The sequence below is a fragment of the Nitrospiraceae bacterium genome (genome assembly GCA_020632595.1).
GTDB lineage: Bacteria > Nitrospirota > Nitrospiria > Nitrospirales > UBA8639 > Nitrospira_E.
In genome coordinates, this window is record JACKFF010000002.1 from 413,185 (window position 1) to 438,674 (window position 25,490).

Here is a 25,490-nt window from a genome sequence, read left to right on the forward strand (position 1 = left end):
TTTGTCGATAAGAAAGAGTGGGCAATAATTTCCGAGTTAGGTAGCTATTCATTTGAATAAAACCTGTTTCGACCACCTTTTGGATAGCAAACGAGGTGTCATTGAATTTGGAGATACTCCGTTGTCTGTGATGGCCGAAGCGTCTTGAATCAACGTTGGGAAAAGTCATTCTCGGTGCGGAAAGAAATCCTAACGTGCGCCTTGTGGCGCCCTGAGAAAACTCGTCGTTAGGAATGTCCCTCCCTGTACTCAAATCGGTGCGGCCTTGATTTGAGGAAACTCATTGGGGGCTTGCCGGGCTTTCCGTATCAGGCTGTGTACCTAAAACATACAACGCTTGAGTGCCTTACGTTATGGGATAACGGTGCCCATTTGGCTCATACCACCTACCTGGCTTGGGTTCGGTTTCTTTCTTTGATAGGTGTTTGTCCGGGAGTAGGTTTAAAGCTTGTTACACTCAAGGCTTCATCTGATTGGGAAATCTCCATCGGATTTTGTGAAGCATGGGAACACAATTCGTTCCATTGTTCAAAATTTCACTTCGAAAAAAGTACTCAACATGAAAATTAGCTCACTCCTGTGTTTTGCTATCTGCTTACTCACGGTATCCTGCACCTATAAAAAAGAGGCAGAAAGCGTTGATACCCATAAGGTGATTTATCCCATCTTAGAAGACGTCACCTATAGTAATAAATATGTCGCCCAAATACAGTCGGTAAATTATGTAGAGATCCGAAGTAAAATTAAAGGGTATATAGGAAAAATCTATGTGGATGAAGGGCAACCGGTCAAGAAAGGGCAGTTATTGTTTGCCCTCACCCATAACGTATTTGAAAAAGAATTACAAAAAGCAAACGCGGTATTGCGAAGTGCCGTGGCAGATCTCAAGGTCGCGGAAGTTGAATTAGCAAACGTGAGAGTGCTGGTAGAAAAAAACATTGTGTCTAAATCGGAACTGTATGTTATTCAAGCCAAGGTCGACGCGTTGAAAGCGGACGTGGAAGAAGCTCTGGCAAACAAAGAACAGCAAGCCTTGAATCTTTCGTTTGCGAGAATAAAAGCTCCCTTTGACGGCTTTATTAACCGTATTCCAAATAAGGTGGGAAGTTTGATAGCCGAAGGAGATATCTTGACCTCACTGTCTGATAATCATGAGGTATTCGCCTATTTCAACCTTTCAGAAGTGGATTATCTTAACTACATTGCTTCTGGCGAACGAGGGGCCAAAGCTGTGAGCTTTGAACTCGCCAATCAAGTCCTATATGAGTATGAAGGAACTATAGAAATGATTGAAAGTGAATTCGATCGATCAACAGGGAATATTGCGTTACGAGCAAGGTTTCCAAATCCTGACGGACTGTTAAAACAAGGGGCGAATGGTAAGGTCATTGTCCATGAAACCCTTCAAGATGCATTGGTAATTCCCCAAAAATCAACCTTTGAAATTCAAGATCAATTGTATGTGTACGTCGTCAATAAGGATAATGTCCTGGAACAAAGGAATATTGTTTCAAAAATGCGGTTGCCAAAATTTTATGTTGTGGAGTCAGGTTTGTCCAAAGACGAACAGATACTTTTCGAGGGTGTGGAGAATGTCATGAATGGAGATCAAGTGCATCCTGTTCACGTAGAAATTGCCAGGGCGATGATGTGAATCCCTAACGACTGGAAAAGAATTCAATAAAAATGACAGCTATATTTATTCATCGTCCGGTCCTTTCCATTGTCATTTCTCTGTTAATTACCTTGCTGGGCCTGCTGTCTTTTACCCAGCTCCCCGTCACGCAGTTTCCAGAGATTACTCCCCCCGAAGTGAATGTGACGTCAAAATTTATCGGGGCAAACGCCGAAGCCGTGGTCAAGGCGGTTGTGACCCCGCTAGAACGAGCCATTAATGGTGTCGCCGGAATGGCCTACATGTCGTCCGTATCCGGCAATGATGGCACGAGTGTCATCCAGATTATTTTTAACGCCGGGACCGATCCGGAAATTGCCGCTGTGAATGTTCAAAACCGGGTGGCTTCAGCCTTGGACGAGTTACCCCCAGAGGCTATTAAATCGGGCGTGATTGTCGAGAAAGTGCAAAACAGTATGTTGTTGTATATCAACATACTCAGTCTGGATCCAACCATCGATGAAAAATTTCTGTACAATTTTACCGATATCAATATTTTGAAAGAGCTGAAAAGAATCGATGGCGTTGGCTTTGCTGAAATTATGGGGTCAAGGGAATATGCCATGCGTGTGTGGCTAAGGCCCAATAGATTAGTGATGTATAACATTTCAGCTCTCGAGGTTATCGAAAAATTACAAGCTCAGAATATAGAAGCTGCCCCGGGTAAAGTTGGTGAAAGCTCAGGAAGGGATAAGAACGTACAGGCGCTGCAGTACGTGTTGAAATATACCGGGAAGCACAATACCAAGGAAGCCTATGAACAACTTGTCTTAAGCAGTAACGATGATGGGGAAATTTTGCGACTCAAAGATGTCGCAGACGTTGAATTCGATTCACAAGATTATGATGTTCTTTCCAAAGAAAACGGCCAAGCCTCTGCTGCTATCCTGTTAAAACAGCGCCCTGGCAGCAATGCCAAGGAAGTGATTAAGTCGATCAAGGAAAAAATGCAGGAAATTAAATCAACGGCATTTCCCCCGGGAATGGATTACAGTCTCAGTTATGATGTTTCTGAGTTTTTGGATGCCTCCATTTACCAAGTTCTGACAACGTTAATTGAAGCGTTCCTTCTGGTATCCCTGGTGGTGTTTGTTTTTTTGCAGAATGTTCGGCTCACGATCATTCCTATTGTGGCCGTACCGGTATCCCTGGTCGGAACATTTTTCTTTATGCACATCATGGGTTTTTCCCTGAACCTCATCACACTATTTGCGTTGGTTCTTGCCATAGGTATTGTTGTCGATAACGCGATCGTAGTGATTGAAGCCGTTCATGCCAAAATGGAGAATTCAGGATTTGGAGCCCAGCTGGCTACGGAGCAAGCTATGCATGAAATTAGCGGGGCCATTATTGCCATTACCCTCGTCATGTCGGCTGTGTTTTTGCCTGTCGCGTTTATGGATGGCCCGACGGGAATTTTTTATAGGCAGTTTTCCTTGACTATGGCCTGTTCCATTATTCTTTCAGGGGTCACCGCCCTCACGCTGACCCCAGCCCTTTGTACCGTTTTTCTTAAAAATACGCACAACAGCCAAATGCCTCAAGATGCGCGGCTGCAGAAATTATTTCATGGATTTAATCATTGGTATGACAATCTGTCCGATAATTACAAAAAACTTATCAGCGCGATAGCGAACAGAAGAGTGGTGACTTTTGGGATCCTGTTAGGCTTTTCCTTGGGCACTGGTTTGGTCGGGGCGTTTGTTCCCTCAGGCTTTATTCCTAATGAGGATCAGGGGACAATTTATGCCAATGTTACTGCTCCAACAGGCGCGACTCTCGAACGAACAGAAAAAGTTGTGGATGAAGTGCAACAGATTGCATCCGGCTTAGAGGATGTGACATCCGTCTCAAGCCTTGCGGGATTCAGCATCCTGTCTGAAGGTACGGGTTCGGTCTATGGAATGAATCTCATTAGTTTGAAAAATTGGAATGAACGAACGGCCTCTGACAGGGAAATTATTGGCGTTCTTGAAGAGAAAACCAAACATATTAAAGATGCCAGTATTGAATTTTTTACCCCTCCCCCCGTACCGGGTTATGGGAATTCCAGCGGTTTTGAAATGCGGTTGTTAGACAAAACCGGGTCGGATTCCCTTGCCGAATTGCAAAAAACGGCCGACGACTTTGTCGATGACCTCAACCGACGGCCGGAAATCGCTAATGCCTTTACCACCTTCAATGCGCGTTTTCCACAATTTTTGTTACATATTGATGGCGAGAAGGCGGCTCAAAAGGGTGTCACGGCCGAGAACGCGATGAATACCCTGCAAGCATTGATTGGCAGTGTATACGCGACCAACTTCATTCGTTTCGGTCAGATGTATAAAGTGATGGTACAGGCGCTACCCGAATTTCGTGCAGAACCTGAAGACCTGATGAAGTTATATATTAAAAATGACGCGGGTGAAATGGTCCACTTTTCTTCTTTTCTTCGCGTTGAAAAAATTTATGGTCCTGAACAGGTGACCCGTTACAATATGTACCCATCAGCCATGATCAATGGGCAGCCAGCAACCGGTTATAGCAGCGGTCAGGCTATTGCTGCAATTAAAGAGGTGGCTGCCAGTAAATTACCGAAAGGGTTTGGATACGATTGGGCAGGGTCTTCGCGAGATGAAGCCCAGATGGGCAATCAGGCCATTTACATTTTTCTCATTTGTTTAATCTTTGTGTATCTACTCCTCGCCGCACAATATGAAAGTTTTCTGCTGCCCATGCCGGTGATTCTTTCGCTACCCATTGGGGTGTTTGGCGCCTTATTTTTCCTCTTGCTGATGGGTTTGGAAAATAATATCTATGCTCAAATCGCCATGATCATGTTAATTGGCATCCTTGGTAAAAATGCCATTCTGATAATCGAATTCGCCAATTTACAACAAAAGCGAGGGAAAACCCCGCTTGAAGCAGCGATTGAAGGGGCCGCCATTCGTTTGCGCCCCATATTGATGACATCATTTGCATTTATTGCCGGGCTTCTACCTCTAATGTTTGCCTCGGGCGCAGGGGAGATTGGGAACAATACCATTGGTTCGGCGGCGGCTGGAGGTATGTTTTTTGGGACCATTTTCGGCGTGATTCTTATTCCGGGTTTATTTGTGGTATTTGCAACGATGGGAACGACACAGAATCATGAGGAAGAATCAAAGACAGAAAAGGCTCCCCGATTAAGTTTCAAATCCCGATTTAAATTTGCCCGCAGGTTGGCCAAACTTCAATAGTTCCTGATTCCTCAATGGGTTCCGTCGAATTTCAACAAATATTAGAATTTCTTCGTTCATAGACCCTGAAAGGTCATATGTATTTCAATCTTATCATTCTGTTCCTGATTCTATTGTTGAATGGGTGCACAGGACTGAAAACCGATTTGGCTATTCCGGAAAACGAAATACCAACAAGCTTCAAGGATAAAACAGATCCCACCAATATTGCCGACATCCAATGGAAAGATTACTTTGCCGATCCGCTCCTTCATAATTTAATAGATACGGCCATAAAGAATAACATTGATTTACAAATGGCCTTGCAGCGAATTGAAATTGCGCGTTCAAGTGTCAGAGCTGCAACCGGAGCACTGATGCCGACGCTGGGTTTGGGGGTGGGTACGGCTATTCGCCGATACGGACGGTACACCATGGACGGGGCAGGAAACTCGACGACCGACATTACTCCCGGTCAAACCGTGCCCACCAATTTGCCTGATCTCTTTGTGGGTTTACAGTCATCGTGGGAGGTTGATATTTGGGGAAAGCTGCAAAATCAGCGCAGTTCCGCCATGGCAAAATTTTTGGGAAGTATCGAAGGCACGAGCTTTGTCGTGTCTAATCTGGTAGCCGATGTCGCAACTTTTTATAACGAGTTGCGGGCATTGGACAATGAATTGGAAATCATCAGGCAAACTCTCCATACTCAGTATGAGTCATTGGAGGTGATTGAATTGCAGAAGGAAACCGGTCGGGCAACCGAATTAGCCGTGGAACTATTTAAGGCTCAAGTGCTCAATACCAGTATTTTGGAAAAAGAGGTGCTGCAACAAATTACGGTCACCGAAAATCACATAAACTTCTTGTTGGGGCGCTTTCCACAAACCATTGAACGGACCAAAGGCGAATATTTCACAGATATTCCACAGGAGATTTCATCGGGTGTTCCCTCGCAACTATTAGCAAACCGCCCGGACGTTCGTGAGGCCGAATTTCAGATCAAAGCCAGTAAGTTTGATTTGAAAGTGGCTAAAGCCGCTTTTTTCCCAACCTTTAATATTACGGCAAGTTTTGGGTTTCAAGCCTTCAATCCCGATTTTTTATTTGTAGCGCCCGCCTCAATCGCGTATACCGCGGTGGGCACGTTGGTCGCCCCACTGATTAATAGAAATGCCTTACAGGCACAGTTCCACTACGCAGAAGCCCAACAGTTAAACGCCATGTATAATTATCAGAAAACAATTTTGAATGCCTATGTTGAAGTGGCCAATGAGCTCTCTAATATTCATAACTTGCGAAAAATCAATGCTCTGAAAAAACAACAAAACAAAGTGTTGCGACAATCTGTCGAAACGTCACACTTACTCTATAGATATGGCAGGGCAAGCTACCTGGAGGTCCTCATTGCACAGCGGAATGCTTTGCAATCCGACCTCGAATTAATTAATTTTGCCAAGCAATTACGAATAGCGGTGGTAAAAATTTACAAGGCATTAGGAGGAGGATGGAAATAAGAATTGTCACTTCCGGAATTCACATTGGATGGTATGAAGCGGTAACCAGGATTGCGATCGATGCGGCAGGATTTCTCGTAGATTGGGGTTGATTCCGTTTGATAAGGATGGAGCGTATTATTTCCTTGTGGCCGTTTAAGCTTCGATAGCCCCATTGATACCGTATGGTTGAAGGCTTCAACCGATATGCTGGGCAGGCTATTACGTTTTCCTTGCTGCACGTTTCGTACGCTTTAAACTTTGATTCGATGTGCCCTAGGTTTCTCTTGTATCATGATGCTCGTGCTTCGGTTCATGTTGAAAATTCAATTATGGGACCGCCATTTTTTAATACCTTCAATCCGGAAAATAATGCATGAGAGTTCAAGCGGGCCTATTGGGAGCTTTATATGGGGTTGTGGTTTTTACCGGATCGGCCTTGGGCGATCTTTTCGAGGTGAAGGAAGTCGTGGAAGAGGCCATGTGCAAAAAAATCGCCACGGATTATGCGAACGATCCCAATTCCCTTTCTGTACAAGCCATCGCCCATTTACAAATCTGTCTAGCTCAAACATTGAAAAAGACTGCCTCGCCTGCCACACACAGGAATTTTGATATTCAATCCCCTCGCCCTTCGACAAATCTTGGTGACACCATCCTTCCGATCCCCCCAACCCCTCCAACACCACCCAAGGCCCTGAAGATTCGGTGAGAATGGGTTTCTTGTCTTTTTCTTCACCCACCCTCCAATTACAAGATACATAAAAGAAGGTGAATGGAAATGGTAGGGGATGTTTTTTATCGTTTTGCTGTAGATGATTCCATCGGGTAGATGTTTCTTGGCTCGTTCCTTACGCAGGAATGAGTCCTCAACTGAATGGTGGCGTGACAGACGCATTGGGACGAGGGTCAGGCCGAAACCCTGAATACTTCGTAGATCTCTCTACCGGTTTTTGGATCTGTTTCAGGTTATTTTTGAATGACGGTCTCTGTGGCAGTATCTTCGGCAATTTTCTTGAATGAGCTCAGCTACCGGTTAGGGCTTTCTCTCCTTGACTTCCATATCCGATCAACAGCGATTTGATCATTTCATAAAAGCCACTCACCGCAATCAGAATCGTATCGTCGCAGAACTCATAATCCGGCTGATGGAGGCCGGGTGCATGTTCTCCAATACCAAGTCCAAAATGGAGGATGGGGCAAATATTGCCAAAATGCCCAAAGTCCTCCGACCAGCGGAACGGTTTGAGAATTTCCATGGCCTCAATTCCCGTATCCAGGCACACGCGCTCCAGGGTATCAACCAAGGCGTCATCGTTGACTGTCGCCGGAAAATCCTGCACCCATTCGACTTCCACAAAAAGCCGTTCCGCCTCGGCACAAAGGTGAACACACTGTTCCGCCTCCCGACGTAAGTTTTGAAGGCCCCCCGCAGAAGCTGCACGAAGCGTGGCACAGACAGTTGCTTCTCCGGGTGTGAGCCCGAACGACATGAGCCCCAACTGCGCATGGGTCAGGGTGAGCATACAATACGGATTGTCCGTGATCCTGCTCAGTTGGGGCAGCTCAGCCAGTAGCCGTCCTACGGCATTCGCAGGAGAGCGAGCCTGTTCCGGCTCCGCCGCATGAGAGGCTTGACCAAGGAGACGAACTCTCATCCCGACAGAGGCACTGGCAAAGGTCCCCCGTCGATACACGATATGCCCCTTGGGAAATCCTGGTAGATTATGCAGGGTGATCGCGCAGTCCGGACGGAACTGCTCGAAATTCGGATCATCGATTATTGCCCGTGCGCCTGCCCCTGTTTCCTCTGCAGGCTGAAACAAGAGCACGACTCGTCCACAGATTGGTGGCGTGCGGTGAAGCAGGGGGGCCAAGCCCGCCACGATGGCCATATGTCCGTCATGCCCGCATCGGTGAGCGATGTTCGCTCCTGGCACGAGCCATTGGCTCTTGTCTGCTTCTTCCACAGGCAACCCATCCAGTTCACAGCGGATCATCACCGTTGGCCCGGGATGTTGGCCATGGTAGACCGCCGCGATCCCATAACCACCGAGATGGGTCAACAGTTTGTCCGGTGGATAGGAATGTAAAAAATTTGTGATGAGTGTTGACGTCATGACCTCAGACCCGGCTACTTCCGGGCAAGCGGCAAGGGAGCCACGAAGGGTAATTAATATTCCTTCAAGTATGTGATCCTGTCGGATGTTCTGCATGTTTTTACTCTGTGGTTGTGAGGTGTCTCTGTCTACTCGCACAGATCTGTTGCGTTCGGAGCGTTGGCTGAAACCGGGTTTGTCGCGTCAGAGGTGTTGTATGCGAATACGATCAGGTCATGGTTTGTCATAGGTCACAGAGTGTTCGGAATCGATGAACCTCATGATCCGTGATTCATTTTGCAAGATCCAAATGAGAACGGAAATAGTCGATGGCTTTTTCAAGACCTTGTTCCAACGTAATCCGAGGTTCCCACTTGAGTAGAGTCGTGGCCTTTTCGATATTGGGCCGGCGTACTTTAGGGTCATCGATTGGGAGCGGATGTTGCGTAATCGTGCTCGATGAGTTGGTGAGTTTGATCACCGTTTTGGCAATGTCCATCACGGTGAGTTCTTGTGGATTGCCGATGTTGATAGGGTCATGTATAGAGCCGAGGTTGGCCTGAGTTTTTCCGAAGCGAACCGAATCTTGAACATCTTGATTTTTTCGAAATTCGTCTGGCGGGGCCTGGAGAAGCGAAAGGATTCCCGCGACCAGATCATCGACGTAACAGAAGCTGCGGGTCTGTGACCCATCGCCATATACCGTTAACGGATGCCCTTGTAAGGCTTGCACAATAAAGTTGGACACCACCCGGCCATCCTTTGGGCGCATCCGTGGTCCATAGGTGTTGAAGATTCTGACGATTCTTGTATCAAGGCCATGAAACCGATGGTAGGCAGTGGTCAACGCTTCGGCAAATCGTTTGGCTTCGTCGTAGACGCCTCTGGGGCTAATGGGGTTGACGTTCCCCCAATAGGATTCCGGCTGAGGGTTGACCAATGGATCCCCGTAGACTTCGGATGTGCTGGCCAGGAGAAATCGCGCCTGTTTCGCCTTGGCTAGGCCCAGCGCTTTGTGTGTGCCTAACGCACCGACTTTCATGGTGGCAATGGGAAATTCCAGATAGTCCTGCGGACTCGCCGGTGATGCAAAATGCATGACGGCATCGACTGGGCCGTCGACATGAAGATAATCGCAGACATTGTAGTGAATAAACGAGAACTTCGGATGCCCCATGAGTGCTCCGATATTCTCCGTACGTCCGGTAAGGAGATTGTCCAGGCAAATGACTGTATGTCCTTGCTGGATAAGCGTTTCACATAAATGACTGCCTAAAAAACCGGCTCCTCCCGTCAGGAATATCCGCATGCCGTTTCTCCTTCTCCTGGCATAAATTTCGTGGTAATTTCAAATATCGCGTGGATCTTGTCCAAAGTCGTAAAGGTATTAGATAATAGAGAGGATGTCCATGTCATTTTTCAATAATTCTCCTTTTTCTTTTCCACTGAGTCGCCGGGCTCTTTTCAAACTTGGGGGACTGGCTACCATCGGCATGGGATTTCCTGGATGCGATCTGGGGTCGATGTTTGCAGTTCCTCCACGGGAAACCACCTATTTTACGGCAAACGATAAATTTTACACCGTCAATTTCATGGATGCCTCTTACAATTTTACCCGTGACTTGGATGTGGAGCAATGGAAAATGGTGGTGAAGGGCGCTGTGGAACGTCCCCTGGTGATGAAATGGCGTGATCTGCTCAACCGGGAATCTTTTGATCAGGCTGTGACGCTGATGTGTATTGATACGCTTCCAGGCGGGAGTAGTTTGGGGACCGCTATGTGGAGAGGGATTTCCCTTAAAAAACTTTTGCAAGACATCGGAGCCGATGAAGACACCGCCCGGGATGTGATCTTTCGGGCAGCTGACGGGTATTCTGACAGTATTCCTTTTGCCAGGGCCATGGAAGATGATGTCATGTTGGCCTATCTGATGAATGGAGAAAAGCTTCCCAAGGATCACGGCTTTCCGGTTCGCCTGATTGTTCCAGGTCTCTACGGGATTAAAAATGTGAAATGGGTTACGGAAATCGAAGTCTATAACGGTGACTACCTGGGCTACTGGCAACAGAAAGGTTGGACGGATGACGGGACCATTCATATTTTTTCCCGCATCGATAGCCCGGGTCATTACCAGTCGTTAGAAGGGCCTCAACAGCGATTACGCGGGATTGCCTATGGTGGACCGGAGAGCATCAGTGAGGTTCAACTGAGTTTTGATCAGGAGAAAACCTGGGTGGCAGCCGAAATCGAACCACCATTATCTCCTTTAACTTGGGTGATTTGGAATTATGATTGGAGGCCACCAAAATCCGGCAAGTACATGGTGTCTGTCAGAGCTATCGATACGAAGGGGAAGATCCAAACCTCCGAAATCACGAGGCCACAGCCGGCTGGGGCAACGGGATTGCATTCCATTGTTTTGGATGTGCTAAACGCTTAAGCCGGGTTGTCAGGCTTTTTAGCCGTGGTGCGAATAGAGAGCTCCTGAAGTTGTTCTGGTGTGACGGGAGAGGGGGCTTCGGTCATCAGGCATTGAGCCTTCTGTGTTTTAGGAAACGGGATCACTTCTCGAATCGAATCCGTCTTGCCGAGTAACATCACCAACCGATCAAGCCCCAGCGCGATTCCTCCATGGGGCGGTGCCCCTGATTCCAAGGCGTCTAAGAGAAATCCAAATTTTTCACGAGCCTCCGTTTTTGAGATGTTCAGTAGGTCAAAGACTTTTGACTGAACTTGTGGCGCATGAATTCGAATACTTCCTCCTCCTAACTCAAAGCCATTCAAAACCAGGTCATAGGCTTGCGTTCGAATCTGGAGAGGATCGGTTTCCAGAAGCGGCATATCGTTCGAGTGAGGGGCCGTAAAGGGATGGTGCAGAGCGATATATCGTTTGGCGGTATCGTCAAATTCAAACATGGGAAAGTCTATGACCCATAGCGGTTCCCACCGGTTTCGATCAATCAATCCTAGCTCCTCCCCAAGCAGCAGGCGAAGGCGGCCTAAGACTTGATGGACGATCGGTGCTTGATCTGCGACAAATATGAGGAGGTCTCCGGATTTGGACGAGGGGAGCGCTTCACGGAGAGCTTGGGGATTAAAGAATTTGGCGATAGAGGAATCCAGATTGCCTTCTTCGTTAATTTTGACCCAAGCGAGCCCCTTGGCACCAAATTCTTTTGCAGTATCTATAAGATTGTCAATCCGGTTGCGAGTGAAGGCGTTGCCACCTGGGATGACAAGGGCTTTTACGATCCCGCCGCTTTCCACTGCGCTCTTAAAGACTTTAAACCCACAGGTTGCGGCGAATTGACTCAGGTCCTGTAACTGAAGATCAAAGCGAAGATCCGGTTTGTCGGTCCCATAGCGTCCCATGGCATCCTCAAAGGACAGTCGGGGCAATGGGGAGGGGAGGTCAATATTCTTCGTCTCTTTAAAGACCAGTCCGACCATATGTTCAATCAACTGCATAATATCTTCCTGATCGACGAAAGACATTTCCAGATCGATTTGCGTGAATTCTGGCTGGCGATCCAACCGGAGGTCTTCATCACGAAAGCATCGGGCAATTTGATAATAACGATCGGTTCCCCCAATCATAAGAATCTGTTTAAAGAGTTGGGGCGATTGGGGAAGAGCAAAAAATTCACCAGGGTTGACTCGACTCGGGACGAGATAATCTCGTGCGCCCTCCGGAGTACTTTTTGTTAAAATCGGCGTTTCCACTTCTATAAACTGATTGTCATGAAGGTATTGCCGTACAAGATGGGACACCTGGCTGCGGAGTTGAAGGAGTTCTTGCATCCTTGGCCGGCGAAGGTCCAGATACCGGTGTTTTAACCGAAGGGTCTCTGTGGTGGTGATAGTGTCGTCGAGTGCAAAGGGGAGGGGTTTGGCTTCATTGAGAATCACGAGGGATGTGCTTCGAATTTCTATGGCGCCAGTCGGAATAGAAGGGTTTGCTGAGCCTTCGGGACGTAACGTCACTTTACCGGTGATTGCCACGACGTATTCATTGCGCAGACGATCGGCTAATTGATGCACCGTGGGTTGCTGCTCTGAATCAAACACGATTTGTGTGAGGCCGTAGCGATCACGAAGATCAATGAACCTCACTCCGCCATGGTCTCGGCGACTGGCAACCCAGCCGGCTAAGGTCACGATTTGGCCTACATGGTCTATGGAGAGTTCACCGCAATGATGTGATCGTTTCAACGAAAAAATCCTTTCCAACGCCTAGAAGCTTTTGATGGTAGAACATAAAACCGAGTAGACGGAATGCTTAAGTTTTAAACTTGAACCGGCTTTTTGATGTGACGCCGGGTCGGCGGGGCCGGGCGTTGCCGGTTGTGCCAGGAGTTGAGATCGTCTTCTTACTCCTGATGGGTTTCGGGTTTCCCTGGCGTGGCCAAAACTGACCAGCGGGTCCCGATTTAGGAAAATTTTCCATTCTTTTGATCGGTTGATTTTTAGATGGATGCAGGCCTGCTCGATCGATCGTTCCCGCAGACGTTAAGGTGCTCTTTCTTTTGATGGAATTCGGGTTTGGGGAGCGTGGCCGCGAGGGAGCTGCAGGTCTGGATGGAGAGCCTTTTTCTGTTTTCTTGATCAGTGGACGAGCTGGTGTCCATGGCCGTGTTTGGCCGGTCTTTTCAGCAGGCGACGCGGTACTCTTGCTTCTGATGGGATTGGGGGTTCCGGTACGTGGTCGTAATTGCCCGGCAGGTCTCGATAGGGGGAGGTTTGTAGTGTTCGGCTGGCGGACAGTCGGACCTGGCGATTCAGATGCGATGAGTAAATGACGTAAGTCGTTCGCTTCCGTATCTGTTAAATATCGCGTCTGGCCTGGGGGAAGGGTTCCAAGGTTCAGAGGCCCAAACTGAACGCGTTTTAACCGGATCACGGGATGGCCGATTTGCTCAAACATTCGTTTGACCTGGTGTTTACGTCCTTCATGGATGGTGATTTCCACCCAGGAATTAGCCGCCGCTTTTCCAGCCTTTTTTATTTTGGCTGGTGCTGTGGGCCCATCTTCCAACATCAGCCCATGTCGGAGTTTTTGGATTTCGGGTTCTTCTAGGATACCCTTAATTTTCACCAAATATGTTTTATGGACATGATGGGCGGGGTGAAGACAGGCTTGCGCAATATCACCGTTATTAGTGAGCAGGAGTAAACCTTCACTGTCATAATCTAATCGTCCGACAGGAAATAGCCGTATTGAAGGTTTCGGGACCAAGGCTTTAATCGTGGGGCGACCCGCAGGATCATGCAAGGTGGAGATGTACCCCAGGGGCTTATTCAGCATGAGAAACATATCAGGAGGTCGGGACTTCAGATGGCGCCCTTCGACCTTGATGTGGTCAACGGCAGGGTCAACTTTGGTTCCTAGCGTCATGACGGTTTCCCCGTTGACGGTGACCAGCCCATGTTGGATCAGTTCCTCAGCCTTGCGCCTGGAAGCGACTCCGGAACGGGCGATGATTTTTTGTAAACGGACTGTTCTCTCTGCCTGAGCCATATCTATTCCCATTCGATCGTTGCTGGCGGTTTTGAGCTAATGTCATACACCACGCGGTTGATTCCTTGTACTTCATTGATAATCCGATTGGACATTTTGCCCAACACCTCTGGCGGAATCACCCCCCAGTCCGCAGTCATCCCGTCCGTACTAGTGACGGCACGAATGGCGATCACTGATTCGTAGGTTCGTTGGTCGCCCATGACTCCCACGGTTTGGATCGGCAGCAAGACTGCAAACGATTGCCAGATGATTCTTGAAAGTCCGGCTCGTTCAATTTCGTCTCGAACAATGGCATCCGCCTCACGAAGAATCGCTAGGCGCTCGGTGGTCACAGATCCAATGATGCGAATCGCTAACCCTGGACCGGGAAAGGGTTGTCTCCAGACAATATCCTCAGGTAGACCTAATTCCAATCCTAATTGCCGTACTTCATCTTTAAATAACTCTCGAAAGGGCTCAATCAGTTTGAATTTCATGCGCTTGGGCAAACCACCGACATTATGATGTGTTTTAATCGTTGCCGATGGTCCCTTCACGCTCAGACTCTCGATCACATCAGGATAGAGTGTCCCCTGAACCAGAAACTCGACTTTACCTAAAGATACCGCTTCCTGTTCAAAAACCTTAATGAATTGACGACCAATGATTTTTCGTTTGCGTTCCGGGTCTGTTGTACGTCCCAGTGCTGCCAGAAATGTGGCTGCATGGTCGGCAATGCGAACCTTCAGATGATAGGCGGAATCGAACGTCGTTTGTAATTGTGCCACTTCATTCTTTCGCATGAGGCCATTGTCAATGAAGAGGCAGGTCAATTGGTCTCCGATAGCCCGGTGGGCCAGAACAGCGGCCACAGTGGAATCCACTCCTCCGCTGAGTGCGCAAATGACCTTGCCGTCTCCAACAGTTTGCCGAATGTCTTGCACGGCCTGTTCAATGAATGACCCCATTGTCCAGGTTGGCTCGCAGTGGCAGATATGACGGGCAAAGTTTTGAAGAATCGTTGACCCATGAAGGGAGTGGATGACTTCAGGGTGAAACTGGATACCAAAGAGCTGTTGGGTCTCATTGGAGGATTTCATCGCGGCGATCGGGGCATGGGCCGTGTGGGCGATCACATGAAATCCAGGTGGAAGCTGTTGAACCGAATCCCCATGGGACATCCAGACAGGAAATGCAATTGTGGGATCAAGGCCAAGAAATAAATTCGTATTGTCGTCAATGGTCAGATCGGCTCGACCAAATTCACGATGCGGTGTGGGGTTGACGGTTCCGCCACATTGATGAGCGAGCAATTGCATCCCATAGCAGATCCCCAGAATGGGTATGGCAAGATCAAAGATTTGACTATCAATTTTCGGAGAATGGGCCTGAGTGACGCTGGCGGGTCCTCCCGAAAAAATAATCCCTTTGGGGTGATAGTGCAGGATATCCTGAACCGTCGCCTGCGAGGGGAGAATCACGGAAAAAATGTGGAATTCGCGTATCCGCCGTGCAATGAGTTGCGTATACTGCGATCCAAAATCCAGAATGACAATGGTATCGTGGTGCGAGTGCATGGCGTGCCGGTCAATTGATCAAAAGGGGACCTGACTAATCTGGGGACGGAATCAGATCTTAGTCAGCCCGATAATTGGGGGCCTCCTTCGTAATCACCACATCATGAACGTGGGCTTCTCGGAGGCCTGCAGAGGTAAGTTGAATGAACTGGGCATTCTGCTGAAGTTCTTCGATTGTTCGACATCCGCAATACCCCATTCCTGCCTTCAGTCCTCCAACCAATTGATAGACCATGACCGCGAGGTTTCCTTTGTAGGGAACGCGGGCTTCAATGCCTTCAGGGACTAATTTTGAAGATTCGCGGCCCTCTTGAAAGTAGCGATCCTTTCCGCCGCGTTCCATGGCTCCCAGTGATCCCATCCCTCGATATTCCTTGTAGGTCCGGCCTTGATACAACACCGTTTCCCCTGGAGATTCTTCGGTTCCCGCAAACAGGGATCCGATCATCACGCAAGAGGCTCCGGCCGCGAGGGCTTTAGTGAGATCTCCAGAATATTTAATGCCTCCATCAGCAATCAAAGGGATTTGGTGTTCTTTGGCGATGGTGGCGCAATCCGCAACGGCGGTCAATTGTGGGACTCCGGCTCCTGATACGATTCTGGTGGTGCAGATTGAGCCTGGCCCGACTCCAACTTTGATAGCATCCGCTCCAGCCTTAATAAGATCAAGGGTGGCAGCAGAGGTTGCAACATTTCCTGCCATTATTTCCAGGTCGGGATAGCGGGATTTAATATCCTTGACCTTGTCTAGGACGCTTTGGGAGTGCCCATGGGCGGTATCGACAACGATTAGATCAATCCCAGCTTTTGTGAGCCGCTCCAGGCGTTCTTCCACATCGGGTCCGACCCCGACTGCCGCGCCAACGCGTAACCGTCCGTGTGCATCTTTGCAGGCAAAGGGATATTTGATTTTTTTCTGAATGTCTTTGATGGTGATCAACCCTTTTAACTCAAATTGATCATTGACAACAGGAAGTTTTTCAATGCGATGCTCATGAAGAATTGCCTGGGCCTGGTCTAATCCCGTACCTTCAGGGGCAGTCACGAGGTTGTTTTTAGTCATAACTTGAGCAACTTTGAGATCCAATCGGTTTTCAAAACGAAGATCGCGGTTCGTTAAGATGCCGACCAATTTGCCATCTTTGGTTACAGGGATTCCAGATATGCGATAGGTCGCCATAAGATGGTGCGCATCGCGAATGGTATGATCAGGGGAGATGGTGATTGGAGAAAGGATCATCCCGCTTTCTGATTTTTTAACCTTATCGACTTCTGATGCCTGCATGTCAGGGGAGAGGGCGCGGTGAATTATTCCAATTCCCCCTTCGCGTGCTATCGCAATGGCCAATCGCCCTTCGGTTACGGTGTCCATGGCCGCGCTCAGAATTGGGATGTTAATCCGAATATTTCGCGTGAGTTGGGTTGAGGGATCAACCTCAGAGGGTATAATATTTGAGTGGCGCGGCACCAGAACCACGTCGTCAAAAGTGAGTCCCATTCGTAATTGTTTTTCCAGCATGAGTTAGGCCTTGTTTTTCGTCCCCTGCCGAATCGTGCATGCGATAAAATTTTTCATCTTAATTTTCTTTTGAAGGGCAGTCAATGTGCCTTTTATTATACGTGATGGTCTTATCAAGAGAATGTACAACACGGCTCAGGTTCAGCAGCAAAGGTATTGCTGTACCGTGGAATCCGATTCGGCCTTATGAAAAATGCCAAAGGGTAATCCCTATACCCTCTGGCATTTGTTGTTAATGTGTGTGGTTGTTTCCTGGGTTCTGCCAGAGCGATGTGGCTATTCTGCTGCCTCAGGAATAAAGGCCATCGTTTCCTCTTCCTGGAAATGATCTTCAGCTTCCTCTGCCGGCATAAATTCTTGAACTCGCATGTTTCCGCTATCAACTGAATAGACGTGTCCTCTTGAGTCAGCACCAATTCCATAGGGAAAATTGAATTGGCCATCCTGAGATCCGAAGCCGCCCCATTGGGTGATAAAGTTACCGTCTCGATCAAACTTTTGGATGCGTTGGTTGCCGGTATCACTCACAAATACGTCTCCTGATTCATCTACTGCCACACCCCAGGGCGATCGAAACTGCCCAGGTTCTTGTGCCTGAGCGCTGCTGGCATGGCCTGGCCCAATGCCTCCGCCCCATTTGGTAAGTAATTGGGGGAGGACGTTTGAGCTGGTATCAAATTTTTGAATCCGATGATTACCCATGTCGACTACATAGACGGTTCCATCTGTTTGATCCACAGCAATGCCTCGCGCAAAATAAAATTGTCCGTCCCCGTTTCCAAAGCTTCCCCACTGCATAATGAATTCTCCGGTTTCATCAAACTTTTGAACCCGGAAGTTGGCACTATCTACGACATACAGATACCCGCGGACTCGGTCGACCGCGACTCCCCATGGAGCATTAAACTGTCCTTCGCCATTCCCGCGTGATCCCAGTTTCATCATATAATGGCCTAATTTCCCATCAAACTTTTGAACCCGATGGTTATTGGTGTCAGCCACATACACATTCCCATTTCCATCGCATGCGATGCCCGTAGGATTATTGAAACCCCCATTAGCGGATCCGAAATTTCCCCATAACAGTATGAAATTTCCATTTCTGTCGAATTTCTGGATGCGGTTGTTCCCGTTATCAACGACAAACAATGACCCTTGGCGATCAATCGTTAGGCCGTATAGAGGGCTAATAAATTCTCCACCATGGAGAAGGGAAGCTCCACGGCCTGGTTTTCCCCACTTGGCGACACAAATATACCCAGAGGTGTTGAGAAGGATGCTGGTGCTGGCGGGAACAGAAACGTTGTTATTGGCGTCTTTGAACCAAACGTAGACGGTTTTTGTGCCATCGGTTGGCGAGGTGGTAAAAGGAATCGTGGCTCCAAATTTTTGTTCCGGTTCCACTTCAACCCACCCAGGCATGGTCCCGCTTGGGGTCATGGGGTTTTCAGAGATGAAATAGGCGGCCACTCCGCTATCCACGTCTTTAGCTGAGATGGTGGCGACCATATCAGGACTATTGGTCATGTAGGCCCCATGATTAATGACGATGTCAGGATTTTGAGGTGCTGAGATGTCGATTAAAACTGGAATAGCTGTCTGCTCTTCAGATAGCCGGCTTTCTGCTCCATCTTCGGTCACCGATGTCATAGCATAAAAATATGCCGTGTTATTCGTGAGGCCACTATGGATATATGGAGTGGTCACACCTTCAATCTTTGTAGAGGTGTCTGTGGAGAGGTTTGGTTCAGTACTAAAATAGAGGTTGTAACTGACAGCATTTGGAACTTCGAGCCAACTAAGGATGTTTTCTGTATCTCCGGGTTTGACGGCAAGGTTGATGGGGGCAGTAAGATCGCTGGCAATTCGTTTTTCTTGTTTGCCTCGATTGAGTTCATCCTCAGTTGGGGCAAACTTGGTTAAACGGTGGTTGCCGCTGTCTATGACGTACACATATCCTTCTTTGTCCACCGCAATCCCTGACGGGAAATTCAGTTGCCCTTCAGTTAATCCCCGATTTCCCCACGAAGTGAGATAGGTCCCGCTAGAATCAAACTTTTGGACACGGTGATTTCCGCTGTCGACGACATACACATATCCCAAAGCGTCGCAGGCGACTCCCCATGGGGCTTTAAATTGACCTGGGGCATTCCCTTCCTTCCCCCACTTCAGGAGGAAGTTACCACGTGCATCAAATTTTTGAATCCGATTGTTCCCCTCATCGGCAATATAAATATTTCCGACAAAGTCAACGGCGAGGCCGCGGGGATAAAAGAAGGCGCCGTCATATCCCCCATCACGCCCCCACTTAAGCACAGGGGAGCCGTCGGAAAGGAATTTTTGAATTCTGGCATTGCTGGTATCTGAGACAAACAGATTGCCTTGAGAATCGGTGGTAACACCCCAGGGGACATCGAATTTCCCCGCTTCCGCCCCTCGCCAGGCAAAACCGAATTTTCCCCAGGCATTAATAATATTTCCTTCGGAATCAAACTTTTGGATGCGGTTGTTCCCACTGTCGGCCACATACACATCTCCTTCTGGGGATGTGGCAATGCCCCGTGGGTAATAAAATTTTCCTTCGGTTGAATCAGGTTCGTCACCCCAACGTGCAAGAAATTTTCCCGATTGGTCAAACTTCTGAATCGAATGATTGTCTGTATCGCCGACATAGATGTTTCCGTCTTTATCTATAGCAATGCCGGTTGGTGATTTAAATTCTCCATCGTCGACGCCTTCACACCCGATTTGCATCACGGGGAGGTAGGGCGAAGGGATGGACATTACCTCTTCAGATAAGGGGCTTTCTCCTTCTTCCGTAACCACGGAAATGGCATAGTGGTAACAAAAGTTATTAGCTAGGTCGTTATGTTCGTAAGGCGAGATCGCTCCTTCAATGCAATTGGATTTTTCTTTGGTTATCCCAACTTTTGGGATAAAATCCTCTTGTCCTGCGACTGGCCTGGTAAGTTCGTTGGGCTTAATTTGAACGCCCTTGGTGGTCAGGAAATAAACGTTGTAATACAGGGCTCCCGGAACAGGATCCCAGGTCAGGGTAATTCGCGTATGATCAGGGTTAGCGCGTAGGTTCGCTGGTGCCGGTGGAATATTGGCATCCTCGTTTTGTCCTGCTCCCCAGTCTTCCGCTCCACTTTCTATGGTCAACGTTTGTTGATAGAGCGGATTTCCAAAAAATAAAACATTGAGAAGTTTTGTCATACTAATCCCCTGAAACTGATGAGTCAGTTGTGTGAAATTTGTAATTTATGCAATAAATACAATGACTTACGGCAAAGTCTACCAGGAGAAAAAGAGGGAAGTCAAGGAAAGTCGTAGCAAGCTATTTACCTCTAAGCCTTCTTTGACAACAAGTCAAAGACGAGGAATTCCAGATTATTCTATTGGAGTAAAGTTGAGATCTAAAGGTCCAAAAAATTTACCCTTCCGTTATCAGCAAATAATAGGCGAGAATGCGAGAGAGATTCACGACTACTTTAAGATGGTTGGGCAATTCCTGATTTTGTGACGTTGGCAGCCTGTGGACCCTTTGCTCCCTCTACCAAGTCAAATTCTACCGATTCCCCCTCTTTTAGAGATTTAAATCCGTCTTCTTGAAGTGCGGAATAATGCACAAAGACATCCTGTCCGCCTTCAACCTGAATGAAGCCAAAACCTTTACGATCATTAAACCATTTTACCGTTCCCTTACTTCTCATGATGGCCCTCCCCATTAGAGTACTTGTGGATATACATTACAAAAAAGTTATGCGCGCTTAAAAAGAAAAGCCGAAAAAGGAGCTAATTCCTCTCTCGGCTTCACGGCGTAATATTCTTCTCACTTCTTTACCCATTACAAAAACGGAGAGGATGTAGCACAGTTTGCAGAATCTGTCAATAAATGACAGGAGGAAATTCCTTCCCTACTATTCGCCTATAGGCTAATTATTTCAGATATTTGCTTGAAAATGAGCAGAGGGGCCATTTTAATCAAACAACATTTTTCATCACCTTCAACTTATTTGAATTGTCCAAGGCCTTGATCAGACTTCTCGATCGGTACATTTTTTTTGAGTTGCTTCCCCCGTTTTTGACCAGCCTGACCGGATTGTGTTTCATCATTTTTACCAAGGAAATGCTACGGCTGGTGGATTTAGTGGTCTCCCGAGGAATTAGCTTGGCGGCCTTGGGGTCTATTGTGCTGCATTTGCTTCCATCATTTTTAGTCCTAACCTTACCAATTGCTTGCTTGATTGCCTCAATTTCGGCCTTTAATCGCCTGTCGTTTGACAATGAGGTCATTGCCATTCGAGCTGCGGGGGTCAGTTTTTGGCGAATCAACCTTCCTGTGGTGGTTTTTTCCGGCATCGTATTTCTCTTAACGGTATATCTTTCTCAATGGGGGCAGCCGTGGGCCAATGTGTCATTGAAGACTTTGGCCCTCAGCGTCATTGAAGATGAGTTGACTCTTGCAGTTGATTCGGGGGTGTTTAATGAACCGATCCCCGGACTCATGGTGTATGTGCCACATTCGGAGAATGCTTCTGGGGATAAGGGAATCTTCATTTCGGACCAACGCAATCCGGAGCAACCATTGATAATTGTGGCGGAGAATTTTCACATGTTGAAACAGAGCGAACGTCAGCAGTTTGGCATTCGATTGTTTAAGGGTGCCATTCATCAAATCCCCAAAGATGCCAATAGTTTTCACCGGGTCATTTTTGATACCTATGATTTTTGGCTCTCTTCGCCTTTTACCTCAGTGAAAGATAAGACAAAACGGAAATCCTATCAAACCCTCACTCAGCAATTGGAGGAATCAGGTGGAACGGACGCTGGAGCTCTTCGACGATTAGTAGAGTTTCATAAAGATACCGCCTTTCCGGTTGCCACCTTTGTGCTGGGGTTATTGGGCGTCCCGGTGGGGATTGTGTCGAAGCGGTCCGGGAAAGCTGGGGGGTTTGCGATTGGGGTTGGCGTGGTGATCGGATTTTATTTATTAAATGTATTGGGAGAGTTTCTCGTGACGACTTTGGTGATCTCTCCATTTTTAGGTGCGTGGATGCCTAACCTTATCCTCGCCTGCTTCACAGGGTTCCTGCTATTTCAAGCTGGAAAACAATGATCCAGAATTTTTGCCAGTCTTTTAGATCATGAAAAAAATTTCTTGGTATGTGTTTGGGAAATTCGGTCGCGTCTTCGTAATGTGCCTTGTAACCGTGTTGACGATTTATCTTGTCGTGGATTTTTTCGAAAAATTAAGGAAGTTTTTGAAATATGACGCAGATCTAACCGTTATTTTCAGTTTTTTTGTCTATCGAATTCCCGAAATTGCTTTTTTATTAGCCCCGCTGGCGGCGTTAATGGCGTCAATCTTGACGATTTGTGGGCTTAATCGGACTCGTGAAATCACGGCGATGCGCAGTTGTGGGTTAAGCTTTTATCAAATTGCCATTCCCTTTTTTGTCTTTGGCGGGCTTGTGACTGTCGTGGGTCTGGGTCTAACGGCGGTGTTGATTCCTCTGGCCAATATTAAAGCTGAATTTGTTCAATCGGTCTTGATCCAAAACAAACCAGAACCCCTCTTACTTACTCCGGAACGTTTGTGGCTTCGGGTGGGACGAAATCACCTTATGCGGATCGATTCCGTGACAGATGATGGGTTTCGTTTGAATGGTATTCACCAGTACACACTTGATGATCGCTTCAGTATCAAAGGCATTCTGGAAGGAAGATGGGCAACATTTGTCGATGGGGAATGGATAATGAAGCATGCGATTGAGCGAACATTTCAGGATGAAGAACGCATGCAAGTAATAAATATACCAGGACAGACGTTGCCTCTCTCTCTCACGCCTGATGATTTTCAGAATTGGCTCGCTCAGTCTCCAGAGCATATGTCCTTGTATCAATTGCATGATTATATTCAACGGTTAATAGAAGACGGTCATAGTCCTCATCGTTTTTTAACTGATTATTGGTCTCGAATTGCATACTCTCTCGTTCCTCTGGTGATGATACTTTTAGGGATCTCGGTGAGTCTCCGCGGAAGTGGTGTGCGTGAGGTTGGAATAGCTAAAGGGCTTGGGCAAACCCTGGGAATCGGGTTTTTTTTCTGGGCTGCGCATTCGGTAGGCATTGTCTTAGGACGAAATGGCGCCGTATTACCAATCATTGGCAGTTGGATTGCCACGGTCATGTTTTTCATTGTCGGGATTAATCTTTTTTTAAGGTTAAAGTGAGGAATCCATGGTTTCCATGAATAAAGGAGGGAATGCGTGGTTGAGATTTTAATCATCTACTCCTGTTCACCATTCGTATTGGTTTTTAATGCTGTGCGATATATGAACTTGTCAAGTTTTCTCATAAACATATAAGGGCCTTTCTTAATTCCCCCTGACTCGGATCCGATAACATTTTCATAAGGATAGAGGTTGAAGAGTAAGTAGGGAGGATCCGAGAATCAAAGGTAGGTAGTTAATTGGAAATCTCAAAAACCCACCACTTAAAAGAGGTTGTGATTATCGAATAACGAATTCAACAGGTGACAAGGGCAAACTATCCGTGAGGGTAGGGCGCAAAGCCAAGAAACCCTGAGAAGATAATTGTTTCAGGGTTCGTCTGGTTACCGAACTGTGTTGGTAGACTCCATGCGTTCGTTCATGCGCCCATTCCCTGGAATTGGACGCTTTTTGGTCACCCTGGGAAGGCCAAAATATGGACGAAGACGCACACAATTTCCCAAAGACAGCAGTTAGTTTCAAAGAACTCGACTCGTCTCCTCTCAGTTCGGTGAGTCCTGAAAAAACAGAACAGACGGAAGCACGGGGCCAGCTCGATCAGGAGTATGTTACTCGGATTTTATTAGAGTTTCTCCCGACCATTCGTCGGATGGCTGGAATTATGGCCTTCAGGAAACCCTTTTCTCTGGATGTTGAGGATTTAACGAGCGCTGGGGCTATGGGACTGTTGTCGGCGTTGAAGCGCTATGATCCAACACGGGATATAAAATTTCGAACTTTTGCCGAATATCGTATTCGGGGCATGATGTTGGATGAGATTCGATCGATGGATTGGGTTCCTCGGTCTGTTCGATCTCGCCGAGATCAGGTACGACAAATAGTAGAAGAGCATCTTCAGAAAAATGGGGTGCCACCGACTGCACAGGAATTGGCCACCCTGTTGGGTGTCCCCATTGAGGAAATAGAAGGAGTGGGCGGGTGTGATCCTCGGTTAATTAGTCTGGATGAGCCGGTTGGACAGGGAGAAGATGAATGCACCCTCCGCGATGTATTGCCGGATGTTAGCCATCTGGACCCTTTTGTGGCCTGTGCGGATGCAGAAATGAAAGCGGCATTGTCGGCCGCGCTCCAGACATTATCGGCACGCCAGCAAGAGGTGCTTCAATCGTATTATCATGCCGGATTGACGATGAAAGAAATTGGCCGGCAAATGGGCCTGACCGAGTCTGGCGTCTGCCGGATACATTCCGGTGCCATTCGACATCTACGCATAGAGTTGAAGCGTATTGAGGAAGGGGGACCCAGTGCGCCTCGACCCAGGAATTTACGAAAAGCTCCCGTTGTCCAGGACTAATTAAATGGTGTGCTTATTAAAAAATTCGTGTCCGCCAATTTTTGCCACTTTACGGTTGAACTGAGCCCAGCGGGGAGTTTTGACCAGTTGGGGATTATAAAACAGTACGGCCCCATCCACCACTGTTCGCCCGTCTTGTACCACCCTCCAGGCTAACAGACTATCCTGCATGATTCGATTTGTTTGATCAAAATCTACTTCCTCTGGATTACGTCCCATCCATGGTTCAAATTGTTTGGCACGAAGAACGGTGCCCTTCACCGTGCCATCGCTGTGGTATTTGAGAGCCATTCGGTTCCGAATGACGGCCGCGACAGCTAGCTTCCCCGCAAAACTTTCACCACCGGCTTCCAGATAGATGGTTAAGGCGGCTAAAATGTCGTCGCTGTGGCTGGAATCCTGCCGATGGGTTATTTCTAAAGGCAATGGTGATACAGTTGAAGAAGAAAGAAGAGATGCGATATCGGCCGAATTTATTGGAGTTGGTGAAACCGGGAGTAAGCAAATGGAGAAGATTTCTAAGCCGATGATGAAGATACAAGGCAACACTCTTTGGTTTTGTTTCATTTTATCCCTTTAAGTCTTGTTGTGTGTGGAGTTTTTACCCTTTATTTTCGTTTTGATTTAGATATTAAGGAATCAGGTTCAATGAAATGCCTCTTCGACACGGTCTTCCGCAAAGTACATGCCATTGACGTTTTAGACTGTTCAATGGAAGGTATTTATGGGAGTCTTGTGTTGTAGGGAAGAGTTTGGTGTTAGAAATTTTGTGTTTTCATAAATAACAAGTGGCCTTGACCCCGCATTGTGTCGTGGTTTCGGGACATCAA

General features: G+C 47.5%; 17 protein-coding genes and 1 riboswitch. Of the genes, 8 read left to right on the forward strand and 9 right to left on the reverse strand.

What is annotated here, in order from left to right; genetic code table 11:
* The first annotated feature begins 559 nt into the window (after positions 1-559).
* The 4 genes from H6750_06900 (at position 560) to H6750_06915 (ending at position 7,083) form a co-directional block, all read left to right on the forward strand.
* The gene (locus H6750_06900; GenBank protein ID MCB9774041.1) at positions 560-1,654 is read left to right on the forward strand and encodes an efflux RND transporter periplasmic adaptor subunit; all 1,095 of its coding nucleotides are present in this window, start codon (positions 560-562) and stop codon (positions 1,652-1,654) included.
* Positions 1,655-1,686: 32 nt separating this feature from the next.
* The gene (locus H6750_06905) at positions 1,687-4,896 is read left to right on the forward strand and encodes an efflux RND transporter permease subunit (GenBank protein MCB9774042.1); all 3,210 of its coding nucleotides are present in this window, start codon (positions 1,687-1,689) and stop codon (positions 4,894-4,896) included.
* 77 nt (positions 4,897-4,973) lie between these two features.
* Positions 4,974-6,392, forward strand: a complete 1,419-nt coding sequence (locus H6750_06910) for a TolC family protein (GenBank protein ID MCB9774043.1) — start codon at positions 4,974-4,976, stop codon at positions 6,390-6,392.
* A gap of 355 nt (positions 6,393-6,747) precedes the next feature.
* Positions 6,748-7,083, forward strand: a complete 336-nt coding sequence (locus tag H6750_06915) for a hypothetical protein (protein ID MCB9774044.1) — start codon at positions 6,748-6,750, stop codon at positions 7,081-7,083.
* 313 nt (positions 7,084-7,396) lie between these two features.
* On the opposite strand, the gene H6750_06920 is transcribed toward H6750_06915, so the two are convergent.
* Together H6750_06920 and H6750_06925 are read right to left on the reverse strand one after the other, a co-directional pair.
* Positions 7,397-8,587 (reverse strand): amidohydrolase, encoded by a 1,191-nt coding sequence (locus H6750_06920; GenBank protein ID MCB9774045.1) that lies wholly within the window; start codon positions 8,585-8,587, stop codon positions 7,397-7,399.
* Positions 8,588-8,762: 175 nt separating this feature from the next.
* On the reverse strand, positions 8,763-9,779 hold the full coding sequence (locus H6750_06925; GenBank protein MCB9774046.1) for an SDR family oxidoreductase: 1,017 nt from the start codon (positions 9,777-9,779) through the stop codon (positions 8,763-8,765).
* A gap of 100 nt (positions 9,780-9,879) precedes the next feature.
* Here H6750_06925 and H6750_06930 point away from each other — a divergent pair, with 100 nt between their 5' ends.
* On the forward strand, positions 9,880-10,911 hold the full coding sequence (locus H6750_06930) for a molybdopterin-dependent oxidoreductase (protein ID MCB9774047.1): 1,032 nt from the start codon (positions 9,880-9,882) through the stop codon (positions 10,909-10,911).
* Here H6750_06930 and aspS read toward each other — a convergent pair.
* The 6 genes from aspS to H6750_06960 form a co-directional block, all read right to left on the reverse strand.
* The gene (gene aspS / locus H6750_06935; protein MCB9774048.1) at positions 10,908-12,683 is read right to left on the reverse strand and encodes an aspartate--tRNA ligase; all 1,776 of its coding nucleotides are present in this window, start codon (positions 12,681-12,683) and stop codon (positions 10,908-10,910) included. The two genes, H6750_06930 and aspS, sit on opposite strands and share 4 nt — an antisense overlap.
* 67 nt (positions 12,684-12,750) lie before the next feature.
* A complete protein-coding gene (locus H6750_06940) occupies positions 12,751-13,989 on the reverse strand; it encodes a pseudouridine synthase (protein ID MCB9774049.1) in 1,239 nt (412 codons plus the stop codon).
* Between the two features lie 2 nt (positions 13,990-13,991).
* The gene (gene guaA, locus H6750_06945; GenBank protein MCB9774050.1) at positions 13,992-15,548 is read right to left on the reverse strand and encodes a glutamine-hydrolyzing GMP synthase; all 1,557 of its coding nucleotides are present in this window, start codon (positions 15,546-15,548) and stop codon (positions 13,992-13,994) included.
* Between the two features lie 58 nt (positions 15,549-15,606).
* Positions 15,607-17,067 (reverse strand): IMP dehydrogenase, encoded by a 1,461-nt coding sequence (gene guaB, locus H6750_06950; protein MCB9774051.1) that lies wholly within the window; start codon positions 17,065-17,067, stop codon positions 15,607-15,609.
* A 276-nt stretch (positions 17,068-17,343) separates the two neighbouring features.
* A complete protein-coding gene (locus H6750_06955) occupies positions 17,344-20,286 on the reverse strand; it encodes a 6-bladed beta-propeller (protein ID MCB9774052.1) in 2,943 nt (980 codons plus the stop codon).
* 275 nt (positions 20,287-20,561) lie between these two features.
* Positions 20,562-20,783: a cold shock domain-containing protein gene (locus tag H6750_06960; GenBank protein MCB9774053.1), complete on the reverse strand. Its 222-nt coding sequence runs from the start codon at positions 20,781-20,783 to the stop codon at positions 20,562-20,564.
* 320 nt (positions 20,784-21,103) lie between these two features.
* Between H6750_06960 and H6750_06965 the strand changes: the two genes are divergently transcribed.
* The 3 genes from H6750_06965 (at position 21,104) to H6750_06975 (ending at position 24,660) form a co-directional block, all read left to right on the forward strand.
* Positions 21,104-22,189 carry an LptF/LptG family permease gene (locus H6750_06965; GenBank protein ID MCB9774054.1) on the forward strand — a complete coding sequence of 362 codons (1,086 nt, stop codon included), beginning with the start codon at positions 21,104-21,106 and terminating at the stop codon, positions 22,187-22,189.
* 28 nt (positions 22,190-22,217) lie between these two features.
* Positions 22,218-23,306, forward strand: a complete 1,089-nt coding sequence (gene lptG, locus H6750_06970) for an LPS export ABC transporter permease LptG (GenBank protein ID MCB9774055.1) — start codon at positions 22,218-22,220, stop codon at positions 23,304-23,306.
* A 300-nt stretch (positions 23,307-23,606) separates the two neighbouring features.
* Positions 23,607-23,697, forward strand: a riboswitch (cyclic di-GMP riboswitch).
* 84 nt (positions 23,698-23,781) lie between these two features.
* Positions 23,782-24,660, forward strand: a complete 879-nt coding sequence (locus tag H6750_06975; GenBank protein ID MCB9774056.1) for a FliA/WhiG family RNA polymerase sigma factor — start codon at positions 23,782-23,784, stop codon at positions 24,658-24,660.
* Here the strand turns inward: H6750_06975 and H6750_06980 are convergent, their stop codons facing one another.
* Complete coding sequence (locus tag H6750_06980) at positions 24,661-25,227, reverse strand: cell wall hydrolase (GenBank protein ID MCB9774057.1); 567 nt, start codon at positions 25,225-25,227, stop codon at positions 24,661-24,663.
* Between the last annotated feature and the right edge of the window lie 263 nt (positions 25,228-25,490).